Source organism: Salisediminibacterium halotolerans (assembly GCF_003814815.1).
GTDB lineage: Bacteria > Bacillota > Bacilli > Bacillales > Salisediminibacteriaceae > Salisediminibacterium > Salisediminibacterium halotolerans.
The window spans coordinates 313,136-334,958 of sequence record NZ_RKQQ01000003.1 but is presented as its reverse complement, the minus strand read 5'-3'; the positions used below and the strand labels follow the sequence as shown (position 1 = coordinate 334,958).

18 protein-coding genes are annotated in these 21,823 nt (G+C 47.1%); 1 reads left to right on the top strand and 17 read right to left on the bottom strand.

All coding sequences use genetic code 11. The features are described 5' to 3' along the window. Positions 1–161: 161 nt before the first annotated feature. Together EDD67_RS07430 and rny are read right to left on the bottom strand one after the other, a co-directional pair. Positions 162–956, bottom strand: a complete 795-nt coding sequence (locus tag EDD67_RS07430; protein ID WP_121439616.1) for a TIGR00282 family metallophosphoesterase — start codon at positions 954–956, stop codon at positions 162–164. A gap of 45 nt (positions 957–1,001) precedes the next feature. Then, positions 1,002–2,564: a ribonuclease Y gene (gene rny / locus EDD67_RS07425; protein ID WP_121439617.1), complete on the bottom strand. Its 1,563-nt coding sequence runs from the start codon at positions 2,562–2,564 to the stop codon at positions 1,002–1,004. A gap of 291 nt (positions 2,565–2,855) precedes the next feature. On the opposite strand from rny, the gene EDD67_RS07420 reads away from it, so the two are divergent. Beyond that, complete coding sequence (locus EDD67_RS07420) at positions 2,856–3,059, top strand: hypothetical protein (protein WP_123875816.1); 204 nt, start codon at positions 2,856–2,858, stop codon at positions 3,057–3,059. Positions 3,060–3,268: 209 nt separating this feature from the next. Here EDD67_RS07420 and recA read toward each other — a convergent pair whose 3' ends face one another. The 15 genes from recA to EDD67_RS07345 all read right to left on the bottom strand — a co-directional run bounded on the left by recA (position 3,269) and on the right by EDD67_RS07345 (position 21,727). Then, positions 3,269–4,330, bottom strand: coding sequence for a recombinase RecA (recA, locus tag EDD67_RS07415; RefSeq protein ID WP_121439619.1), 1,062 nt, complete (start codon positions 4,328–4,330; stop codon positions 3,269–3,271). Between the two features lie 157 nt (positions 4,331–4,487). Then, positions 4,488–6,077 (bottom strand): DEAD/DEAH box helicase, encoded by a 1,590-nt coding sequence (locus tag EDD67_RS07410; protein WP_121439620.1) that lies wholly within the window; start codon positions 6,075–6,077, stop codon positions 4,488–4,490. 5 nt (positions 6,078–6,082) lie between these two features. Beyond that, positions 6,083–7,336: a competence/damage-inducible protein A gene (locus EDD67_RS07405; RefSeq protein WP_121439621.1), complete on the bottom strand. Its 1,254-nt coding sequence runs from the start codon at positions 7,334–7,336 to the stop codon at positions 6,083–6,085. A 16-nt stretch (positions 7,337–7,352) separates the two neighbouring features. Next, positions 7,353–7,934: a CDP-diacylglycerol--glycerol-3-phosphate 3-phosphatidyltransferase gene (gene pgsA / locus EDD67_RS07400; protein ID WP_121439622.1), complete on the bottom strand. Its 582-nt coding sequence runs from the start codon at positions 7,932–7,934 to the stop codon at positions 7,353–7,355. Positions 7,935–8,048: 114 nt separating this feature from the next. Continuing rightward, on the bottom strand, positions 8,049–8,966 hold the full coding sequence (locus EDD67_RS07395) for a helix-turn-helix domain-containing protein (protein ID WP_162843794.1): 918 nt from the start codon (positions 8,964–8,966) through the stop codon (positions 8,049–8,051). Positions 8,967–8,982: 16 nt separating this feature from the next. After that, positions 8,983–9,756: a DUF3388 domain-containing protein gene (locus tag EDD67_RS07390; protein ID WP_121439624.1), complete on the bottom strand. Its 774-nt coding sequence runs from the start codon at positions 9,754–9,756 to the stop codon at positions 8,983–8,985. 173 nt (positions 9,757–9,929) lie between these two features. Further along, the gene (ymfI, locus tag EDD67_RS07385; protein WP_121439625.1) at positions 9,930–10,661 is read right to left on the bottom strand and encodes an elongation factor P 5-aminopentanone reductase; all 732 of its coding nucleotides are present in this window, start codon (positions 10,659–10,661) and stop codon (positions 9,930–9,932) included. After that, positions 10,654–11,958, bottom strand: a complete 1,305-nt coding sequence (gene yfmH, locus EDD67_RS07380) for an EF-P 5-aminopentanol modification-associated protein YfmH (protein WP_121439626.1) — start codon at positions 11,956–11,958, stop codon at positions 10,654–10,656. Before yfmH ends, ymfI begins: the two co-directional genes overlap by 8 nt. Further along, the gene (gene yfmF, locus EDD67_RS07375; protein WP_121439627.1) at positions 11,945–13,249 is read right to left on the bottom strand and encodes an EF-P 5-aminopentanol modification-associated protein YfmF; all 1,305 of its coding nucleotides are present in this window, start codon (positions 13,247–13,249) and stop codon (positions 11,945–11,947) included. Before yfmF ends, yfmH begins: the two co-directional genes overlap by 14 nt. 74 nt (positions 13,250–13,323) lie before the next feature. Further along, complete coding sequence (locus EDD67_RS07370; RefSeq protein WP_121439628.1) at positions 13,324–14,046, bottom strand: GntR family transcriptional regulator; 723 nt, start codon at positions 14,044–14,046, stop codon at positions 13,324–13,326. A gap of 108 nt (positions 14,047–14,154) precedes the next feature. Beyond that, on the bottom strand, positions 14,155–16,560 hold the full coding sequence (locus EDD67_RS07365) for an FtsK/SpoIIIE family DNA translocase (protein ID WP_121439629.1): 2,406 nt from the start codon (positions 16,558–16,560) through the stop codon (positions 14,155–14,157). Between the two features lie 137 nt (positions 16,561–16,697). Then, a complete protein-coding gene (locus tag EDD67_RS07360; protein ID WP_093071851.1) occupies positions 16,698–18,368 on the bottom strand; it encodes a ribonuclease J in 1,671 nt (556 codons plus the stop codon). Positions 18,369–18,553: 185 nt separating this feature from the next. Continuing rightward, the gene (gene dapA / locus EDD67_RS07355; protein WP_093071850.1) at positions 18,554–19,423 is read right to left on the bottom strand and encodes a 4-hydroxy-tetrahydrodipicolinate synthase; all 870 of its coding nucleotides are present in this window, start codon (positions 19,421–19,423) and stop codon (positions 18,554–18,556) included. Between the two features lie 2 nt (positions 19,424–19,425). Continuing rightward, on the bottom strand, positions 19,426–20,652 hold the full coding sequence (gene dapG, locus EDD67_RS07350; RefSeq protein WP_121439630.1) for an aspartate kinase: 1,227 nt from the start codon (positions 20,650–20,652) through the stop codon (positions 19,426–19,428). 25 nt (positions 20,653–20,677) lie between these two features. After that, positions 20,678–21,727, bottom strand: coding sequence for an aspartate-semialdehyde dehydrogenase (locus EDD67_RS07345; protein ID WP_093071848.1), 1,050 nt, complete (start codon positions 21,725–21,727; stop codon positions 20,678–20,680). Between the last annotated feature and the right edge of the window lie 96 nt (positions 21,728–21,823).

Genomic DNA, 21,823 nt, shown 5'->3' with positions numbered 1-21,823 from the left:
ACCTCCTCATCGATTGGTGAATTGACGTGACAGTGTTTGTTAAATAAAATGCGACCGCTTGAAATGTAAAAATGGAAGTATAATATACTTTGTTCACCTTTACCTTGTTGAGCGTCGATTAAAACCTGTTTTTACTGCTTCATTCACCGGCAACTGGAATATTAATCAAAAAACGGCCGGTCTTCGTTAATTTGTATCCGTTTAATTCTTTTCGCCAATCCCGATGCATCGTCAATATCAATTAACACCCCGTTGAGCTGCAGACGGCCTTCTTGGACTTCAAAGCGTTCGGGTAAATTGGACAAAAATCGGCGGATAATAATATTTCTGTCCGTGCCTAAAATCCCGTCAAACGGACCGGTCATACCGACATCGGTAATAAAAGCCGTCCCGTTGTGAAGCAGCCGTTCATCCGCCGTCGGTACGTGGGTATGCGTGCCGGCTAAAGCAGAAACTTGGCCGTCGAGATACCAGCCGATGGCTTGTTTCTCGCTCGTCGCTTCCGCGTGAAAATCGATAAAAATAAACGGTGTCTCTTTGCGCACTTCAGTAACGGTTTCTTCGAGCTTGCGAAACGGACAGTCTGCCGGAGGCATGAACGTTCGTCCCTGCGCATTAATAATCGCGATCGTTTTATTGCCGACCTTTTTTTTAACTATGCCGACCCCGGGATTATTATCCGGGTAATTAATCGGCCGGGCAATATCGTCAACGTCATCAATAAAATCAAAAATTTCTTTTTTATCCCACATATGATTACCCATCGTGAAGGCATCGGCCCCGGTTTCTTTCAATTCGTTATAGATTTTTTTCGTCAAGCCTTTGCCGGCTGCTGCATTTTCTGCATTGACGACGGTAATATCAGGCCGGTGCTTCCGTTTTAATTTTGGCAAATATTCTTTTACGGCTTCTCTTCCCGGCGAACCGTAAACATCTCCAATAAACAATAACTTCATCTTTCAATGCTCCTTTAAATAAAATAAAGTGGTATAAATACCACTTTATTTAGCATACTCGACTGACCTGGTCTCCCGGATGACTGTTACTTTAATGTGGCCCGGATAGTCAAGTTCATTTTCGATTGTTTTTGTTATATCGCGGGCTAACCGGTACGAATCCTCATCCGTAATAATATCCGGTTTCACCATGATACGCACTTCACGTCCAGCCTGAATTGCGTAAGTTTTCTCAACGCCTTCAAACGATTCCGAAATCTCTTCAAGCTTTTCCAGACGTTTAATGTACGTTTCTAATGTTTCTCTTCTGGCACCTGGACGGGCAGCAGATAATGCGTCAGCTGCGGCAACAAGTGTCGCAATGACCGATGTTGCTTCGGTATCCCCGTGGTGCGATGCAATACTGTTAATAACAACTGGATGTTCTTTGTATTTTGTCGCTAATTCGACACCGATTTCCACGTGGCTGCCTTCGACTTCATGATCGATCGCCTTACCGATATCGTGGAGAAGCCCTGCCCGTTTCGCGAGCTGTTCATCTTCTCCCAGTTCGGCTGCCATCATCGCGCTTAAATGAGCGACTTCCTTAGAATGATTAAGCACATTTTGTCCATAGCTTGTACGGTATTTCAGCCGCCCGAGAATTTTAATTAAATCGGGATGAAGATTGTGAATTCCCATTTCAAAGGTGGTCTGTTCTCCGTATTCACGGATCATTTCATCCACTTCACGGCGTGCTTTGTCGACCGTTTCTTCAATCCGCGCCGGATGAATACGGCCATCTGAAACAAGACGTTCAAGCGAGGTTTTCGCGATTTCGCGCCGAATCGGATCGAAGCCGGATAAAATCACCGCTTCCGGTGTATCATCAATAATGAGATCGATGCCGGTGAGTGTTTCCAGCGCACGAATGTTTCGGCCTTCTCTGCCGATAATACGGCCTTTCATCTCATCATTCGGCAAGTTGACAACAGACACCGTAGTCTCTGAGACATGGTCGGCGGCCGTTCGCTGCATCACTGTTGACAAGATTTCTTTCGCTTTTTTGTCCGCTTCTTCCTTTGCGCGGGACACGGAATCTTTAATCATTACAGCTTTTTCATGAGCTAACTCATCTTCAACAGTCTGCATAATCGATTCTTTTGCTTCGTCTTTTGTGAATCCAGAAATTCTCTGTAATTCTTTTTCCTGTTTTTCAACTGCTTCCTCTACTTTGCTATTCATTTCGTCGATTTCTTGTTGACGTTTCGATAAGTCTTCTTCACGCTGTTCTAACGTCTCTTCTTTTTTGTCTAACGATTCACTCTTTCGGTCCAAAACTTCTTCTTTTTGGAGTAAACGGTTTTCCTGCTTTTGAACTTCGTTACGTCGATCACGAACTTCTTTCTCCGCTTCCATTCGAAGTTTATGCGCCTCATCTTTCGCTTCAAGCACGGATTCTTTTTTATTCGCATCTGCTTCCCGTTTTGCTTCCTCTACGGTTTGCTTGGCGAGTCTCTCCGCACTTGATATTTTTGCCTCTGCGATCGATTTACGCACGAAATAGCCAATCAGGACACCGACTAGTGCTGCGAATAGCAAAATGAGGATTTGAACGATCAGATCCATCTGATTCACCTCCTCATGCTATTACTTTTGTTTTTCAGTTTTGTTTAAGACATACTAATCATCATTAAACATCTTGGATACATCCAGCAACGGCAATATTTCTTTGCCGATTCATTCAGTATTCCCGTTAATTGTATGCTTCATGACGTGTGTTGTCAAGCTGTCAAAAAACGTATGTGACTGTTTTAACAGCGCTTGTTACAAAAACACTGCTGCCTTAAAAATGCTTTTAAAAAAGACGGCCGGGGGCCGTCTCAGAGTGTTGACAAAGTCACGCCATCGTTAGATGTCATGTTAAAAGGAACGGATGACGGCGCATCGTCCGGCTTCTTTCACCTGAAGGTATCACTGCGACATCGGCTCAAAAAGACTTCGCCGTGTCTTACTAGTCCGCGGGCGAGCGCCGAGCCGCTTCGGGCTTATGCCCTGCAGGGTCTCGTCTATCCCGCTATCCCGCAGGAGAAAGCCGGGATGCTGGGTCATCCTCTTTTTTGAAGCGAGTGTATTGAAAAAAAAGAAGCCATGCATACACTCCTCCGACGCCTCCGGGAAAGCAAGAGACGAAGATCCGGATTCGGCGGCCTGAGGCCGCCGAATCCTAGCTGAGTCCTTGCCCGGGGCAAGCGGAGGGTAGTGGATTCATGGCTTACGTCAAAATAATAGTTTGTCTACACCTTGAGACGGCCAAGAGGCCGTCTTTTCGTTTATTTAAGATCCAAAGGCTGATCTTTGCCGTTTTCCGGATCGTTTTCGTCCGGAGCCGGCACGTCTTTCGGTTCCGTCAATCCGTGATATTCACGGATCTTTAATTCAACTTCTTCAGCCGTCTCTGGGTTTTCTTTCATATATTGCTTCGCATTCTCCCGGCCTTGACCTAGACGATCGCCGTTATACGAATACCATGCGCCGCTTTTTTGCACGATATCCAGATCGGAAGCGATATCAAGGATCGAGCCTTCGCGGGAAATTCCTTCCCCGTACATAATATCGACTTCTGCTGTTTTAAACGGCGGAGCGACCTTATTTTTAACAACTTTTAATTTCGTTTTATTTCCGATCATATCGTTGCCTTGCTTAAGTGTTTCCGCACGGCGGACTTCAAGGCGGACCGATGAATAAAACTTCAGCGCACGGCCGCCGGGTGTCGTTTCCGGACTTCCGAACATTACCCCGACTTTTTCACGGATTTGGTTAATAAATACTGCTGTTGTTTTTGATTTACTGACGGACCCGGACAGTTTCCGAAGAGCCTGGGACATTAAGCGTGCTTGCAAACCGACGTGCGAATCGCCCATCTCGCCTTCGATTTCAGCCTTCGGTACAAGCGCTGCGACCGAGTCGACCACGACCATGTCGACCGCTCCGCTGCGAACAAGCGCTTCAGCAATTTCCAGCGCCTGCTCACCGGTATCAGGCTGCGAAAGAAGCAGCTCGTCGATATCAACGCCTAAAGCTTGTGCATACGCCGGGTCAAGCGCGTGTTCGGCATCAATAAATGCTGCCTGGCCGCCGTTTTTTTGTGTTTCTGCAATCGCATGCAGAGCTACTGTCGTCTTACCGGACGATTCCGGTCCGTAAATTTCGATAACACGGCCGCGCGGATAGCCGCCGACGCCTAGAGCAATATCGAGCGCCAATGCACCGCTCGAAACGGTTGAAACACGCTGTTCTGCCTGTTCACCCAGTTTCATAATCGACCCTTTGCCGAATTGCTTTTCGATTTGTTTCAATGCCATATCCAAAGCTTGTTTCCGTTCTGATGACATGCGATTCTCTCCTTTATTGATCAAATTGACGAGTCTGATGACAGATGAATCCTCGTTATATTCTGCAAAAATACAAACATTCGTTCGATGATTATAATTATAGACATAAAAATCCGCCTTGTAAAGAGCAGGCGGATTTTTATTCTTTACTATATAATTACTTTCGCTTCGGCCGCGGTTTTGCCGGTTCTAAATTGATTTTTGCTCCGCTGACACGCGCGTATTTTAACCCTTCGTAAATAAACGGGGCGACATCTTCAGGTACTTCCATAAATGTGAAGTTTTCAAAAATGTCAATTTTACCGATCGATTTTGGACTCACACCTGCAAGGCGCGAAACTTCGTCCACTAATTTTTTCGGCGTCATATCCACGTTTCGTCCCACGTTAATAAAGAAGCGGGTCATACCTTCCTGCGCGCCGGTATCACCAAAATCGTAACCGCCGTCTGTGGCGATTTCATCTTGGCTGTAAAAAGCTAACTTCATCATCGCTGTGACGACCTTTTCCGCCGGATAATGATCGAGCAAATCCGTTACAATCGTATCGTAATTGCTCGTATGCTGATCGTCATCATTCTCAATCATATCAATCACTTGGGCTTTCCATGCTTCTTGCTGCTTTTCAATCACTTCTTCGACCGACGGCAAGCTTTGTGACGGGATCGACATTTTAATTTGCTGTTCAATCGAGCGCAGGTGCTTCATCTCGCGCGGCGTGACAAGTGTCAGAGCGATGCCGTCGCGGCCGGCCCGGCCGGTTCGGCCGATGCGGTGCACATAGCTTTCAGGATCTTGCGGGATATCGTAGTTAATGACGTGGGTCACATTCTGGACGTCAATTCCGCGGGCGGCTACATCCGTTGCGATCAAGAAATCAATCGATGAATCACGGAATTTTTTCATCACAATATCGCGCTGTGACTGCGTCAGATCGCCGTGCAGGCCATCGCCGCGATACCCGCGGGCTTGCAATGCTTCGGTCAGCTCTGCCACGCCTTTTTTCGTCCGGCAGAAAATAATGCCGAGTTCAACAGCTTCACTGTCAATCAGGCGGCAAAGCGAGTCGAGTTTATTTTTTTCCAACACTTTATAATACACTTGGTCAATCGACGGAGCCGTAACATCGTTTTTGCTGATGGTAACTTGCTCCGGGTTTTTCATATATTTATTCGACAGTTTGCGGATCGGCGGCGGCATCGTCGCTGAAAACAGCAATGTTTGCCGGTCTTCATTCGCTTTTTGGAGAATTTTTTCAATATCTTCAATAAAGCCCATATCAAGCATTTCATCCGCTTCATCAAGAATAAGCGTATGAATTTTATCCAGTTTCAATGTTCCGCGCGAAACATGGTCGAGTACACGGCCCGGCGTCCCGACAACAATTTCCACACCGCGCTTCAACGATTTAATTTGATGGCCGATCGATTGACCGCCGTAAACCGGAAGAATATCGACCTTTTTATATTTCGCGAGCTTTTGCATTTCTCCGGAAACTTGGATCGCAAGCTCGCGTGTCGGCGTCAAAATCAGTGACTGCACACTTTTTTGATCTGTAATGTGTTCAAGCAGCGGCAGTCCAAACGCGGCTGTTTTACCAGTGCCTGTTTGCGCCTGACCGACTATATCTTTATATTCAAGAATCTTCGGAATCACTTGCTCCTGAATTGGAGAAGCTGCCTCAAACCCCATATCCTTTACAGCTTTTTTCAAGTCATTCGAGATTTTAAAGTCTTCAAACGTCATCATTCAATTCATCCATCCTTTTCTCTTTGCTTTTCTAGTATTTTCAATAGATGAAAACAACCGTATTTCACTGTGCGTCCGCTGATATTTCGCCTGCTTCCGGCCAAGTTCAATGGTATTACTGTTGTATCATCTATTTGAGAAATCGCCATGAAGACGACTCCCGGCTCATGCCCTTCGAGAGGGTCCGGTCCCGCAACTCCGGTGAAACTGATTCCAATGTCCACATCCATCAGCTTACGGACGTTTTCAGCCAGCCGGGCAGCACATGCTCCGCTGACAGCTCCGTGTTCGTCCAACAATTTCCGGGGTACCGACAGGACGTTTTCCTTCACTGCATTACTATAACATACCACACCCCCCGGAAAAACATCCGATGCTCCTGAAAGCGATGTTAACGTCTCTGCAAACAGCCCGCCTGTTAAACTTTCAGCCGAAGCAATTGTTTGATTTGACGCGCGAAGACGGTCGTTTACAAGCTCGCGTAAATCTTTTTCACCCTCGCCGTAAAAATATTTTCCGATTCGGCTTAAAACCTCGGTTTTCATCTCTTCAAGCAGGCGGCCATTTTCAGCCGGATCATCGCCTTTAACCGTCAAACGGATTTTTATTTCCCCTTCCGAAGCAAGCGGAGCAATCGTCGGGTTCGTTTGATTTTCAATCAAGTCATCGAGCTCTTCGGCAATTTTTGATTCGCCGATATCAAAAAAACGCAAAATTTTCGATTCGATTTTTTCGTTTGTGTAAAGCTCGCGGCGCAAGTAAGGCATTACGTAATCTTCTACCATCGGCTGCAGTTCTTTTGGAGGTCCCGGCAACATGATCCACTGCGCTTTGTCGGTTTTTAGCGACATTCCGCAGGCCATGCCGTGATCGTTCGGGAACACGTCAGCGCCTTCCAGGATAAGCGCCTGTTTTCGGTTGTTGACTGTCATCGTTTGGCCGCGCTTAGCGTAATAAGCTAAAATGCGCTGTTCTGTTTCATCGTCGTAGATAAGCGGAGAGCCGGTCACTTTCGCCACAGTTTCTTTTGTCAAATCGTCTTTTGTCGGCCCCAGTCCTCCGGTAAAAATCAGCAAATCTGCCCGCTCGGCGGCGGATTCGACCGCAGCTTGCAGCCTGTCCGGATTATCCCCGACCGTAATATGGTGATAAACGTTAATCCCCAGCGTCGTTAACTCTTTTGACAGATAAGCTGCATTCGAGTTTTCTATTTGTCCTAATAAAAGTTCAGACCCAACCGCAATAATTTCCGCATTCATAGATGATAAATCCTTTCTAAGCTCCGGCTGACATCAGCACATGCTTGTTTTTCACGAAATAGTCAACGCCTGATAACACCGTCAAAATGACTGCGACCGCGATCATGATTGAATCAAAAGGGAGTGCCATCAGTTCAAAGAGCACGTTATGAAGCATAATGACAGCCGCTGCGACAATTTGACTGACCGTTTTCCACTTGCCCCATATACTCGCTGCAATCACTTCGCCATCACCGGATGCAACAAGGCGCAGGCCTGTAACCGCAAATTCCCGCGTTAAAATAACAACAGCTGCCCACGCCGGGAACATGTCAAGTCCGACAAGAGACACAAAAGCGGCCGTGATCAGCAGTTTATCCGCAAGCGGATCGAGAAATTTTCCCATATTCGTCACGAGTTGATACTTCCGGGCATAATAGCCGTCCAGCCAATCCGTCGCTGCCGCAATGATGAATACAAGCGCGGCAAAGAAATGGTGAACAGGAATATCGGCTCCGAGTATAGCCCATGAGCCCCAATCAAAAGGAACGAGCAGTAAAAGCATGAAGACAGGAATTAAAATAATTCGGGAAATGGTAATTTGATTTGGTATATTCACACTATTCCTCCTGACTGTAACGATCATTTCCAGCTTGACTACTAAAAGTTTATCAAATTATGTAACGTTATGCGAACAAATAAAGCAGTCTGTTGCAGACTGCTTTAAAGCACCTTATGAAGACTCTTCATATTGAATAACGATATATTGATGATCGGTGTCGTCGCGTTCATATTCAAGGAGCTCATCATTTACATAAATTTCTGTTCCGTACGTATTGCCGATATTAAAAATAATTTCTGATTCGCCGCTGAAATCAAACGAAATTTCATCGCCGTCACTGTGTGTGCTTTCGTGCAAATCTTCATCATCTGCATTCGATACGTTGATCCAGCTGTCAGCCGTGAATTCTAAGTCAATCGTGAAATCATCAGCTTGGGAAAGCGAGTACGTCGTTGTCGAACCGTCAACGTCTTCTGCTGAAAGTTCTTGCTCTTCCGATTCATTTTCGTTGTTGTCGTTATTTGCATTATTTTCGCCGTTCTCATTGTTCTCGTTGTTTTCGTTGTTGTTATTGTTCTCTTCTGCGTTATTACCTTCGCCGTCTTCGTTCTCGTTATTTAAATCATCTGTGATTTCAACAGACGGTGAATTTTGCTGTTCGTCTCTTGAGACAGCGTCATTATCGCCGGTTCCGCCCTGCTGCACGAACCAAACACCGGCAATAATTCCGATTAAAAATAACAAAACGACAATTGACGGGACGAGCGAGGCCATTTTCGATTTTCTTTTCCCGGGACGGGACGCCGTTTTATCTTTTTCAGTCCGCGGCGGCAAATCCTGTTTTTCCGCTTTCGGCTTAGGCAATTCATTTTCATGTTCCTCAAAAATAAGGTCCGGCTGAAGACCGACGGCTTCACAATAACGTTTAACAAACGCACGGGCGTAAAACTCCCCGGGCATTTTTGAAAAATCCCCTTCTTCAATCGCTTGCAAGTAACGCTTTTGAATTTTCGTCCGCTGTTGCAGTTCATCCAGCGAAAAACCGGCTTCTTCACGTGCTGTTTTTAATCTTACTCCCAATTCTGACAATACAAACACCTGCCACTTAGCTAATATCGAAGGATGAAAACCCGGAGTCAACCGCTTGATAAGTGATCTCTTCGTTTTCATCGCTTCGTAATTCGATTATATAATCAAAGTCTTCCAATGAGTATTCTGTTTCTCTGACAAAAATATCCGGGTGTTCAACCACTTTTGTTGAAGGCATCCGCATCATTTCTGACACTAACATCCGGTGTTTTTCAGATGCGCGCATCGTTGAAACAATCCCGTCAATAATATAAATGTGGTCTTCAGACATTTCGTCATCTGCCAGCTGGCTCCGAATCGTCTGCCTTAATAGCGTCGACGATAGAAAGGACCACCGTTTACTCGCACAGACACTGGCAGCAACGATCGATTCGGTTTTGCCGACTCTCGGCATTCCCCGTATACCGATCAAACGGTGTCCGTCTTTCATAAACAGTTCTGCCATAAAATCAACCAATACACCCAGTTCATCCCGAACAAAACGAAACTTCTTTTTTTCGTCTTGGTCTCTTTGAATGTAACGACCGTGGCGGACCGCGAGACGGTCGCGCAATTTCGGCTGGCGCAGTTTGTAGAGCGTAATCACATCCATCGTCTGCAAAATGTAACGAAGCCGCTCAATTGCCTCATCGCTCGTAGTTTTCAGCAGCATGCCGCGATTGCTCGTTTCAACGCCGTTTATCGTTATAATATTGATCCGGAGCATACCTAAAAGCGAGGCAATTTCACCGAGCAAACCGGGACGGTTTTCATTGATCTGGTACTCTAAATACCATTCTTTTGGCTCCATGATTGCAGAGACACCCCATTTCTTGGACAGAGAAGCTGATAAAACGTGTAGACTGCACCTTGTTCTATAATAATGGATTTCAGCGCGCATTAAAAGAGATATGGCAAAGATAAGGAAAAAGGTTTGATAATTCTCGCCTGATCATCCGGGGCGGAATTGACAATTCCATTGCATCAACAGTGCCAAGCGCCGTTCACAGAAATAATCTGTCCATTTATATAGGATGCATCAGACGAGATCAAAAAACGCACAGCATTAGCAACATCCTCCGGTTTACCGAGATAACCTGCCGGGATATCCGATCTGATTTCTTCTAGTTCAGCTTCGGAATAGACTGAGAGCATGCCGGTGTCAACCGCTCCGGGGGCAACACCGTTCACAGTGACATGCGAAGGGGCAAACTCTTTCGCGAGCGATTTGATCAAACCGTGCTGCCCTGATTTCACAGACGAATAGATCGATTCACAGGCAGCCCCTTCGAGACCCCAAACCGAGGTGATCCAAACAATTGAGCCGCTCCGGCTGCGAATCATTTCCGCTGAGTATAAATTAGTGATCACTGTCGGTGTTGTAAGTCCTGCCGCTATTTGACGGCTGATCGTTTCTTCAGACTCATCTTGAAACTGACGGACCGGTGATACCCCGCAGCAATGCACTAATGTCGTTATTTTTTTCGCCGCAGCGGCAAATTTCGAAACTGCAGCTGCGGTGTCGCTGAAATCCGCTTGAATAAGTGTAACGCGGCACTGCTTGGCGTCTTCTAATTCATCTTTCAGCTCAACAGCGGCTTTTTCATTTTGAAAATAATGAACGATCAATTCATTATGCGTTTCTGCTAAAATACGGGCCACCGAACGTCCGATTCCGCCGCTCGCTCCGGTGATTACCGCTCTTTGTTCAGCCACCGTTTTCTTCCTCCTTGTTTATCACAATGCAAGCTGTCATTTGTTCTTCCGATCGAAAATGTTCATCGTATACGCGCTGAACGTCTTCGAGGTTTAAATCTTCAAGAATCGGAATGACATCGAAAAGCTCAGCATCATTAAACCGGTAGCGGGTGAACTGCGTTGCAATAAATTCCGGAGAATTCAAGGATTTTAAAAATTCGCCGATTTTCTTTTTCTTCATCCGGTTTAATTCTGATTGTGTGATCTCCGGGCGGACCGCTAAGGCGATCTGCTTCAATCTCTCAGCGAGTTCATACGGACGCGGAGACTCCCCGCCGAAAACGGAGAAAGCAAATCCGCGTTCATATTCGACATCAAACTCAAAACTGTCATCAATTAACCCTTCTTCAAACAGCTCTTGATAACGCGGGGAACTCTCGCCAAAAGCGATCTCAAGAATTAATTCAACCGCCAATTCATACTGCAAGAGGGCTTTTCCGCTTAAAACAGGCGATGCTTCTTTTACACCGATTAAGCATTTCGGTGTTTGAACCGGCATCGATATTTCTACTGACCGCTGTTTAACCTTTTCGGGTTCGGCAAAATCTTCTTGACGTTGAATCGCCGGAGCTGGCGGAAATGTCTTTTCCTGTTGATTGGTCCGGATTTCTTCAATCAAACTGTCCGGGTCAACAGCGCCTACGATAAACAAAACCATGTTTGACGGGTGGTAAAATGTTTCATAGCAGGTATACAAATCATCTTTGGAAATCTCGTTAATGGACTCGACTGTGCCGGCAATGTCGACAGCGACAGGATGATTTTCATACATCCCGTTAAGCAGCCCGAAAAAATTGCGCCAATCCGGATTGTCATCGTACATATTAATTTCTTGGCCGATAATGCCTTTTTCTTTTTCAACTGTTTCGTCGGTAAAATAAGGTTTTTGCACAAAATCCAAAAGCGTTTGGACATTTTCGGAGACATTCGTTGTACTGGAAAATAAATAGGCTGTGTTCGTAAAGCTCGTAAAAGCGTTTGCTGAAGCCCCTTGTTTACTGAAGGTATGAAAAACGTCCCCTTCTTCATCTTCAAACATTTTATGTTCTAAAAAATGGGCGATCCCGTCTGGAACCGTAATCGTCTCCGCGCTGTTTAACGGCTGAAACGTTCGGTCAATCGAACCGTATTTCGTCGTAAACGTCGCAAACGTTTTTTTAAAACCGTTTTTCGGAAGCAAGTAGACGGTTAGACCGTTCGGCAACGTCTCCGTATAGAGTGTTTCATTAATTTGTTGAAATTCAACTGCTTTCATGAGCAGAACCGTCCTTTCCGCGGAGAAAATAGACTGTATCCAATTGAATTTTTTCTCCGATTTGTTTAATCTCATCAAACGAAACAGCATCGATTGCGCTCAGCCATTCCGTTATCGTTAAATCCGTCTGGCTTAACGCATTATAGTACTCGAGCTCAATCCGCCCGCGCGGTGAATCGGTCATTTCCAAAAGCTGATTTTTAAGCATCGCTTTTGTTTGTGCAATATCGTCTTCTGTGAAGTCACCTGCTCTCATCGCATCGAGTTGAGCATGAATAATTGATTTCGCCTCATTTTCATCTTCAAACGCAATCCCGGCCATAACGATAAGCAACCCTTTATGTGTTTCAAGACGCGACGCGGCGTAATAGGCGAGGCTTGCTTTCTCGCGCACATTCATAAACAATTTCGAATGCGGGAAACCGCCGAAAAGACCGTTGAAAACTTGTAAAGCAAAATAATCACTGTCTCCGTATACAATCCCCGTTCGATAACCAAGGTGCAGCTTCCCTTGCTGGACCTCTTGCTGTTCGGTAATCTCTTGCGGTTTGTTTCTAGAAGACACCAGTTGCGGACGCGGCGGTTTAACGTGCCCGCCCTGTAATAAATCGCTATCCTTGAAATAGTGATCAACCCAGCGCATGCATTCTTCTTCAGCGACATCGCCGAGAATATACAAATCAAACTGATCGTTTTGGAGCATTTCACGATAACAGCTGTAAAGCGAAGCGGGATCGATATTGTCAATCGCCGTTTCATTTCCGTAGGCATGCACAGAAAACGGCTCGCCGCCGCACATTTCTTCGATGAGGCGTTTGTTTGCATAACGCATTTTATCGTCATAAATCGAAGCCAGCTTTTGCTTTAGCGCCCGCTTCTCATCAGCCGTAACAGCCTCGTCAAAACCGGATTCGTCAGCATTAGGCTGTAAAAGCAGCGAAGCCAGCAGCTGAACGGCCGTCTCCGTCAGCGGCTCCGTATCCCGCAAGTATTTCTCGTTGGCGATTTCCGCACGGATGCTGATTATGTGCCATTCCCCTTTTTTGTAAACATCCGCAGATAACGACATGCCGTAAAGATCTTCCAACCGCTCTTGCAGCGCTTGGCGTGTCGGGTAATCTTTCGTCGATGTTTTCAGCACATTCGCAAGTACAGACCGTTTGGAAGCATCCTCCTCCTTAAGCGGTGAGGCAAGCTGCAATACAATCGTATTTGTCTTATACGTCCGGGTCGGAAAAACATGTATATTCATCCGTCCGACATGATCGGTTTTTATCGGCATCGTTTCCATTGTACATTCCTCCTGTCAATTCAATCGAAAATCACCAGCCCTCCTGACAATCTAACAGGAGGGCCGGAAACATACTAATAAACGCGTTTTCGCAATACGTGAAATTTAAATTTATCTGCCCTGAAATAGTTGATCGAATAAAGAATCGGTTCGTCCCATTCATTATAATGCATTTGTTTTAAGACTAGCAGTGCGGTCTCCGGTTCACACTGAAGAATTTCTGATACTTTCTCGTGATAGCCGAGCGGTTCAATTTGTGTCAACGCATAAGCAATAGTTGTGCCTGTGCTTTCCAATTGAACAAACATCGACTGTTCATCTTGCGACGTGTAATCAGGCAAGTGAACGGCAGGAACTTTATCGAGACAATATACAACCGGCTCTCCGTCAGCTGTTCGCACCCGTTCAATCGTGATCAGTTCATGCATTTTTTCGTCAAGAAAACGGCGCTGATCATCATCTGTCGCCGGTTGAATCGACGAGGATAAAAAATTTGTTCCCGGTTCTTTTTTCCCTCGGCGGATCATGTCTGTCACACTGAACAATTCTTCAATTCCGGAAGAAAAAAGCGGCTTCGTGTTAATAAATGTCCCGACCCCGTGACGGCGGACGATAACATTTTCATCTTCGAGCATCCGCAATGCTTCTCGCAGCGTTGCGCGGCTGACCCCGAGCTGTTTTGAAAGCTGGAACTCCGAAGGCAGCCGTTCTCCTGCTTTATAAGCGCCGTTATCAATATCTTCTTTCATCTTATCGATGACTTGCAAATATAATGGACGCTGATCCGATCTGATCATATGAAATCCCCCTGCTGACAAAATGACAAGCTTCTTAATAGTAATGTATCACGAAATATGTCAGACGACTATCCTTTATCTGTAATTCATGAAAGCGCAAGCATATTTTTATGATTCATTCGGATCTTTATCGACCAAGACTTCGCGCGGTTTGCTCCCTTCATAAGGCCCGACAATTCCGCGCACTTCCATTTCATCAATCAGCCGTGCTGCCCGGGCATAACCGACGCGGAAACGGCGCTGGATCATCGACACAGATGCGGACTGCATTTGCATAACAAGAGCCACTGCATCATCGTAAAGCTCATCGTCCACTTCGCCCGCTGCCGACTGTTCATCCGCTTCAGCCGGGGCCATTTCCTCCGAGTATTGCGCTTTTTGCTGTTCGATGCAATAACCGACGATCCTTTCGACTTCTTCATCCGCTAAAAAAGCGCCTTGGACCCGGGTTGATTTAGACGACCCGACAGGGATAAACAGCATATCTCCTTTGCCGAGCAATTTTTCTGCGCCGTTCGAGTCTAAAATGGTCCGCGAATCTGTCGCACTTGAAACACCAAAAGCGATCCGTGACGGGATATTTGCTTTTATCACCCCGGTGATGACATCAACGGACGGTCTTTGCGTCGCAATAATCATATGGATCCCTGCCGCCCGTGCCATTTGTGCCAGCCTTGTAATCGCATCTTCTACTTCCGACGATGCAACCATCATTAAATCTGCCAGCTCATCGACAATTACGACAATATACGGCAGCGGCGAGTAAGCTTCTTCAGCATCCCGGTATTCATTTTCTTTTGCGATATGCTGGTTGTACCCTTCTAAGTTCCGCGTGCCGGATGCGGCAAATAATTCGTAGCGGCGTTCCATTTCACTGACGACTTTTTTTAACGCCTGTGCAGCTCGTTTCGGCTCTGTTACCACCGGGCTGAGAAGGTGAGGAATCCCATTGTATACATTGAGCTCGACCATTTTCGGATCAATCATCATCAATTTCACTTCATGCGGTTTCGCACGCATAAGAATGCTCGTAATAATCCCGTTTATACAAACGCTTTTTCCGCTCCCCGTCGCTCCGGCAACGAGGAGGTGAGGCATTTTATTTAATTCAGCGATCACAGCTTCGCCGGAAATATCACGGCCGAGCGCAATAGCAAGCGGGTTCGTTTTCTGTTTCATTTCTTTAGATTCCAGCACTTCTCTCAGGCTGACGAGCGACACTTCCTGATTCGGTACTTCAATGCCGATCGCCGATTTTCCCGGAATCGGAGCTTCCATCCGAACGTCTTTCGCCGCCAACGCCAGCGCAATATCATCAGATAAATTGACAATTTTATTTACGCGCACCCCGGTTTCCGGGTGCACTTCATACTTCGTAACGGACGGACCTAAATGCACCTTGGAGACTTTCGCTTTCACCCCGAAACTTTCCAGCGTCGATTCCAGCTTGCGGGCATTTTTTGAAAGCATCGCGTGCTCGCCTGACTGCGAAGGCTTTCCCGGGCTGGCAAGCAAATCCATGCTCGGCAAAATATAGTCTGCATTCTCTGTTTCACGCACAACAAGGGTCTCGCCGGACTTTTCCTCGTTCATTTCTCCGCCGCTGCCGCCATTGCCGGCAGCCGGCTTCTTGTTATTTTCGCTGGCGGCCGAAGGGGTTTTTGCGGGCGTCTTCACCGGTTCAGCCGGAACATCAATGATTTCGCCTTCAGCTGGCGGTGCGAGCTGATGGGTGAAGTCATAGATGACCGGCTCCTCTTCTGTCGCATTTTCTTTTTTATCAGCCGAAACCGGTTCAGCAGCTGTGCTCTCGGTGGCAGCCTGGCGTTTATTTTTTTCGGCGCTGCGGCGATTGGCAATTATACGGCCGACACCCTGCCAGGCGCGGCGGCATTTATCGGCGACGGCTTCATAAAACGTTGTATCTTCTTTTTTCGTTTGTTCATAAAGCTCAACTAACGTTTTTCCGGTAAGAAAAATAAGCGAAGCCAGCAGCAGCCCTCCGGCCAGAACGTACGTTCCGCCTAAAGCGATCAGCGCATTCGTTAATGAAAAAAGCAATGCGCCGATCATCCCTCCGCCTAAACCGTCAGCTGTTTGCGCAAGGCTTCCTTCGTTCCAAAACAGATCCCAAGTCATCCCGACCACTGATCTGTCTGTTTCCGGAAGCTGGGCATATAAACGGGCATGGCTGATAAGAAGAAAGCTGATCGTAAATAAGTAAACACCGATCAAGCGCCGGTTCAAAAATGCAGGCACACTGCGTTTAGCGATTACATACAACGAAAACCAAATGATTAAGACGGCAAAAAGCCAGGCCCAGTTCCCCGCTGAAAAATAAACGGCGGAAGCAAGAAATTGCCCGACTACGCCGAATTGAAAAATTCCGATCACGCTTAGTATAAAAATGAAAAGGCCCGTTAATTCATATGTAATCGAGCGCTTTGCCGTCTCTTCGTTTTTCGTTTGTTTCTTCGCTGAAGATTTTCCTTTTTTAGGTGATTTTTTTGTCATGAAACGAGGCCCCCTTCCTTTACACAACGATTACTCACAAATAGACAAGAAGCAGCCGGATATCCGGCTGCTCAATGAGATCGTCTGTTTGGTTCAGTGTAACACATTCATACCGGTGTGCCCATTGGCAGATTGGCTTATGCTTCCATAATGATCGGCATAATCATCGGACGCCGCTTCGTTTTTTCAAACAGCAGCCGGCTCAGTTGGTCGCGAATCTGGCTTTTCATTTGCGCCCACTCCGTCTGGTTTTGCGCGATCAGCTGCTCCAGTGATGCGGACACGAGTTTTTCAGCTTCAGCAATCAGTTCTTCTGATTCACGGACATACACGAATCCGCGGGAGATGATATCCGGTCCCGAAAGCACTTGTTTATGGGATTTATTTAGCGTAACCACAACAACTAAAATGCCGTCTTTTGAGAGCAAGCGCCGATCGCGGAGAACAATATTGCCGACATCCCCGACGCCGAGGCCGTCAATCAGAACATGGCCTGACGGGACTTTATTGCCTTTTCTGCCTTTGCGTTTCGTAAATTCCGCGACTTCACCTTTTTCCAGCAAGAAAATCCGGCTGTCATCAATACCGACCGAATTCGCTAAATGACGGTGAGCATGTTGCATTCGGTACTCGCCTTGAACCGGGATAAAATGCTGCGGCCGAATGACATTGAGCATCAATTTTAACTCTTCTTGACTCGCGTGCGCAGATACATGGACTTTTTCCTCTTTTCCGTAAATCACATCAGCACCTGTGCGCGACAGTAAATCAATCATTTGAGAAACGACTTTTTCATTGCCGGGACTCGGCATCGCTGACATAACGACCCGGTCGCGGTCGGTAATTTTAAACAGCGAATGTGAACCTTTGGCCATCTTCATCAGACTGCTCAGCGGTTCACCTTGGCTGCCGGTCGTGACAACGACAAGATCGCTGCGGTTTTTCGTCTTCAGTTCATCTTGTGAAACAATCAGCCCTTCAGGGTCTTGCAAATACCCTAATTCCAGCGCAATGCTGACAGCCCGTTCAATCGATTTGCCGATAAATACGACGCTTCGCTCTTCCCGCTTGGAAGCATCAAGAATTTGTTGAATCCGGTGAATATGTGAAGAATAAACCGCTACAATGATCGCTTCCGGAGCTTCGTGGAACGCTTCTTTCAGCCCGTCCGCCACAACGGATTCGGAGGCTGAATGACCTGGGGTTTCAGCATTCGTGCTGTCTGACATTAAAGCGAGCACACCTTTGTCGCCGATTTCAGTCAGTTTGCCCATCTCTGTCGTTTGCTGATCGACCGGATTTTGGTCAAATTTAAAGTCGCCGGTGTGCACAATCGGCCCTTGCGAAGTGTGAACAATCATACCGAGCGTATCCGGGACGCTGTAGTTTGTGCGAAAGAAGTTCACCGGTGTCGTACCGATTTTAATTTTTGAATTCGAGGTGATTTCGATAAATTGCTGTTTTCCCGGCACCTTCACTTCATTACACAGATCTTTCGCAAGCGCGAGCGTGAATTTCGTCCCGTATACCGGCACATTAAGCTCACGCAGCACGTAAGGGATGGCGCCGATATGGTCTTCAAGCGCCTGCGTAAGCACGATCCCTTTGACTTTCTCTTTGTTTTCGACTAAGTACGTAATATCCGGAATGACAATGTCGACGCCGAGCATATCATCCTCGGGGATCATGCAGCCGGCATCGATGATAATCATTTCATCATCCAGTTCAAGTACGTACATATTTTTCCCGACTTCGCCAAGCCCGCCGAGGGCATAAATGCGAATATTTTCTGTCTGTTGATTTGACAATTTGTGTTCCTCCTATATCGTTTCAAATAAATAATGTTTTCACGGTTCGGTCGTTACTCCTTAATCAGTATAACGCACCGGTCATTTCTTCTACAAGCAAAGAAACAGTCCGCTGCCAACTTTGTGTTCTTTTCACGACTTGTTTAATAAAAAAAGCGGGCAGCGCCCGCCAAAAAAAAGATTTTTTATTCGTTCATGACAGCGCTGTATAATTTCTCACGCTCATCAGAAGTCAACGGCACGAGCGGAAGGCGCACGCCGCCGACGTCCATTCCTTTCATTTGCAGCGCTGTTTTCACCGGGGCCGGGCTCGGTGAAACGAACATGCTCTTCATGACCGGCAATAAACGCTGGTGAATCTCGGCAGCTTTTTGCACATCCCCGGCTTGATAAGCGCGGATCATATCGCCCATCTCTTTACCGGCAACATGGCTGACAACAGACACAACACCGTCACCGCCGACGGAGAGACAAGGAAGCGTTAAACTGTCGTCGCCGGAGTAAAGAAGAAAATCATCCGGTGTCTGATCAACGATTGTCGTCACCTGTTCAAGATTGCCGCTCGCCTCTTTAACACAAGTTATGTTCGGAATTTTTGCGAGCTCAATCACTGTTTCCGGCAGCAGATTAACGACTGTTCGTCCCGGGACATTGTATAACATAACCGGCAGCGACGTTTTTTCGGCAACCGTTCTGAAATGCTCATACAGCCCTTTTTGCGAAGGTTTGTTGTAATAAGGCGCAACGAGCATAATCCCGTCGACACCGACCCGCTCAGCTCTGACTGTCAATTCAGCCGTCGCATGCGTGTCATTCATTCCTGTACCGGCAATAATCGAGACGCGCCCGTCCGCTGCCTTGACAGACTGTTGATAAAGCGCCGCCTTTTCTTCTTCGCTGAGCGTCGCGGATTCACCGGTCGTTCCGCCGACGACAAGCGCTTCCGAACCGTTCTCAATCAAGTGATCGATCAGCTTTGGAAGTTTTTCAAAATCCACCTGTCCTTTTTCATCAAACGGCGTAACCATTGCTGTTATAACACTGCCGAAACCCATGCTTATTCCCCCTCTTCTTCGATTAAAAATGCTCGATGAAGGGCATTCACAGCCTTCTTCATCTCTGTCTCTTTCACGAGCACCCATATCGTGGTATGGGAGTCTGCTGATTGCAAAATGGAAATATTTTCATCCGCCAATGCTTGCACGATACTTGCTGTTATTCCGGGAACACCGGTCATGCCCGCACCGACGGCCGACACCTTCGTACACCCTTCCAGAAACGTCACCTCTATGCCGATGTTTGTCAGCACGCTTTCAGCTGTTTGAATCAAATGATTCGGCACGGTGAACTGGACGAAGTCAGGCTGAATCGTAATGAAATCGACAGAAATCCCGGAATCAGCCATTCCCTGAAAGACAGCTGCTGTCGTTTTCGCTGTTTCGAGTCCGGTCAAATCAACATTTACTTGGGCCAGGCCGGATACGTGAGCGATCCCGGTTACCGGGCGTTCTTCGAGATCGCGGCCCAACCCGGCAGCCGTTGTGCTCGAAACGAGCGTGCCGCGTCCGTCGTCAAACAGCGAGCGGATGCGGATCGGCACTTCTGCTTGCATCGCAACTTCGACGGCGCGCGGGTGAATAACTTTGGCACCCTGGTGAGCCAAGTTGCTGATTTCATTATAAGTAACCGAGGAGAGTGTCCGCGCATCAGGGACGATTCTCGGATCGGCTGTCATCACGCCGGCAACATCTGTGAAAATATCGATAACCTCAGCTTGCAGTGATGCGCCTAAAGCCGTCGCGGATGTGTCGGATCCTCCGCGTCCAAGCGTAGCAATCGTTCCTTTTACCGTTTCCCCTTGAAAACCGGTGACAACAACAACGTCGCGCTCCGCCAATGCAGCTTTTACGCCGTCTGTTTTCATGTCGAGAATTTTCGCATCTCCGTATTGTTCCGTTGTGCGAAAACCGGCCTGTGCGCCATTCATAGCCATCGAGCGCAATCCTTTCGACTGAAGAAGGCCGGAAAAAACAACGGATGAAATCGTTTCTCCGCAAGAAAGAAGCAAATCTTGATCCTGTTTTGTGACAGTGGATTGAATGCCGCCGACAAGCTCCATCAGCGTGTCCGTCGCATACGGATCACCGCTTCGGCCCATTGCCGATACAACAGCGACAACTTTATACCCTTCACGGACGGCTTCAATCACCCTCTCTGCTGCTGCATTTCTCGCTTCTTCTGACTGCAGCGATGTGCCGCCGAATTTTTGTACGATAATTCTCATGCTTCTCATCTTCCTTTATCAGCGATTATTTTTGCAACAGACCCATTTTCAGCAAAGATTGGGCAATTTGCACAGAGTTCAGCGCAGCCCCTTTTAACAGGTTGTCTGCAACGACCCAGAAATGAAATCCGCACGGATCATCTAAGTCTTTGCGGATCCGGCCGACGAAAATATCTTCTTTTCCGTGTGCATCAGAAGCAAGCGGGTACACTTGCTGTGACGGATCGTCTTGCAGCGTGATGCCCGGGGCTTCTGTCATCAGTTCTTTGATTTGTTCTGCAGTCAAATCTGCGCTTTCTGTTTCGATATAAACAGATTCCGAATGGCCTGTCTCCACCGGAAGGCGGACGCAAGTCGCTGCAACAGAAAGCTCCGCATCATTCATGATTTTTTTCGTCTCATTGACCATTTTCATCTCTTCAAACGTATAACCGTTGTCTTGAAAAACATCGATTTGCGGAACGGCATTAAAAGCGATTTGGTAATGTTTTTTATCCGATCCGACCGGAAGGACTTGCGGGTCGATCGGCTCTTTGTTTAAGATTTGCTGCGTCTGTTCATACATTTCATCAACCGCATCGTTTCCAGCTCCGGAAACGGCTTGGTACGTGGATACAATTACGCGCTTCAAGCCTGCTTTTTGCCGAATCGGTTCCAAAGCCGCAACCATTTGAATCGTCGAACAATTCGGATTAGCAATGATTCCGTTATGATTTTGCAGCTCGTTTTCATTCACTTCCGGTACAACTAACGGGACAGTCGGATCCATCCGAAAAGCGCTCGTATTATCGACGACAACCGCCCCGCGGTTCACTGCTTCTTGAGCGAGCGCCTTCGAGACAGATCCCCCGGCGCTGAATAAGGCGAGGTCAACGTTATCAAACGACTCTGGTGTCGCTTCCTCAACTGTGTATGTTTGACCGCGAAACTCAATTGTTTTCCCGGCAGATCTTTTTGAAGACAATAATTTAAGCGAGGCCAGCGGAAAATTGTGCCGGTCGAGCGTTTCGAGCATTTGTTTGCCGACAGCGCCTGTGGCCCCAAGTACCGCTACGTGAACAGCTTCTTCTGACATGTTTGTATTCCCCTTTCGAATTGTGTATTCCTCATTTTAATCGTACTGGTCTTATTATAACGGAAGTCGCGCCTGCCGTTAAGTGCCGACATACGG

Coding starts and splice junctions, on each gene's coding strand:
- EDD67_RS07420 (WP_123875816.1), top strand. CDS start 2,856: ATGTTAAAAGGAACGGATGACGGCGCATCGTCCGGCTTCTTTCACCTG.
- EDD67_RS07370 (WP_121439628.1), bottom strand. CDS start 14,046: ATGATCAGATCGGATCAGCGTCCATTATATTTGCAAGTCATCGATAAG.
- dapA (WP_093071850.1), bottom strand. CDS start 19,423: ATGGGTTTCGGCAGTGTTATAACAGCAATGGTTACGCCGTTTGATGAA.
- EDD67_RS07365 (WP_121439629.1), bottom strand. CDS start 16,560: ATGACAAAAAAATCACCTAAAAAAGGAAAATCTTCAGCGAAGAAACAA.
- EDD67_RS07410 (WP_121439620.1), bottom strand. CDS start 6,077: ATGATGACGTTTGAAGACTTTAAAATCTCGAATGACTTGAAAAAAGCT.
- EDD67_RS07405 (WP_121439621.1), bottom strand. CDS start 7,336: ATGAATGCGGAAATTATTGCGGTTGGGTCTGAACTTTTATTAGGACAA.
- EDD67_RS07390 (WP_121439624.1), bottom strand. CDS start 9,756: ATGGAGCCAAAAGAATGGTATTTAGAGTACCAGATCAATGAAAACCGT.
- dapG (WP_121439630.1), bottom strand. CDS start 20,652: ATGAGAATTATCGTACAAAAATTCGGCGGCACATCGCTGCAGTCAGAA.
- recA (WP_121439619.1), bottom strand. CDS start 4,330: ATGTCATCAGAACGGAAACAAGCTTTGGATATGGCATTGAAACAAATC.
- EDD67_RS07345 (WP_093071848.1), bottom strand. CDS start 21,727: ATGTCAGAAGAAGCTGTTCACGTAGCGGTACTTGGGGCCACAGGCGCT.
- yfmH (WP_121439626.1), bottom strand. CDS start 11,958: ATGAAAGCAGTTGAATTTCAACAAATTAATGAAACACTCTATACGGAG.
- yfmF (WP_121439627.1), bottom strand. CDS start 13,249: ATGGAAACGATGCCGATAAAAACCGATCATGTCGGACGGATGAATATA.
- rny (WP_121439617.1), bottom strand. CDS start 2,564: ATGGATCTGATCGTTCAAATCCTCATTTTGCTATTCGCAGCACTAGTC.
- EDD67_RS07430 (WP_121439616.1), bottom strand. CDS start 956: ATGAAGTTATTGTTTATTGGAGATGTTTACGGTTCGCCGGGAAGAGAA.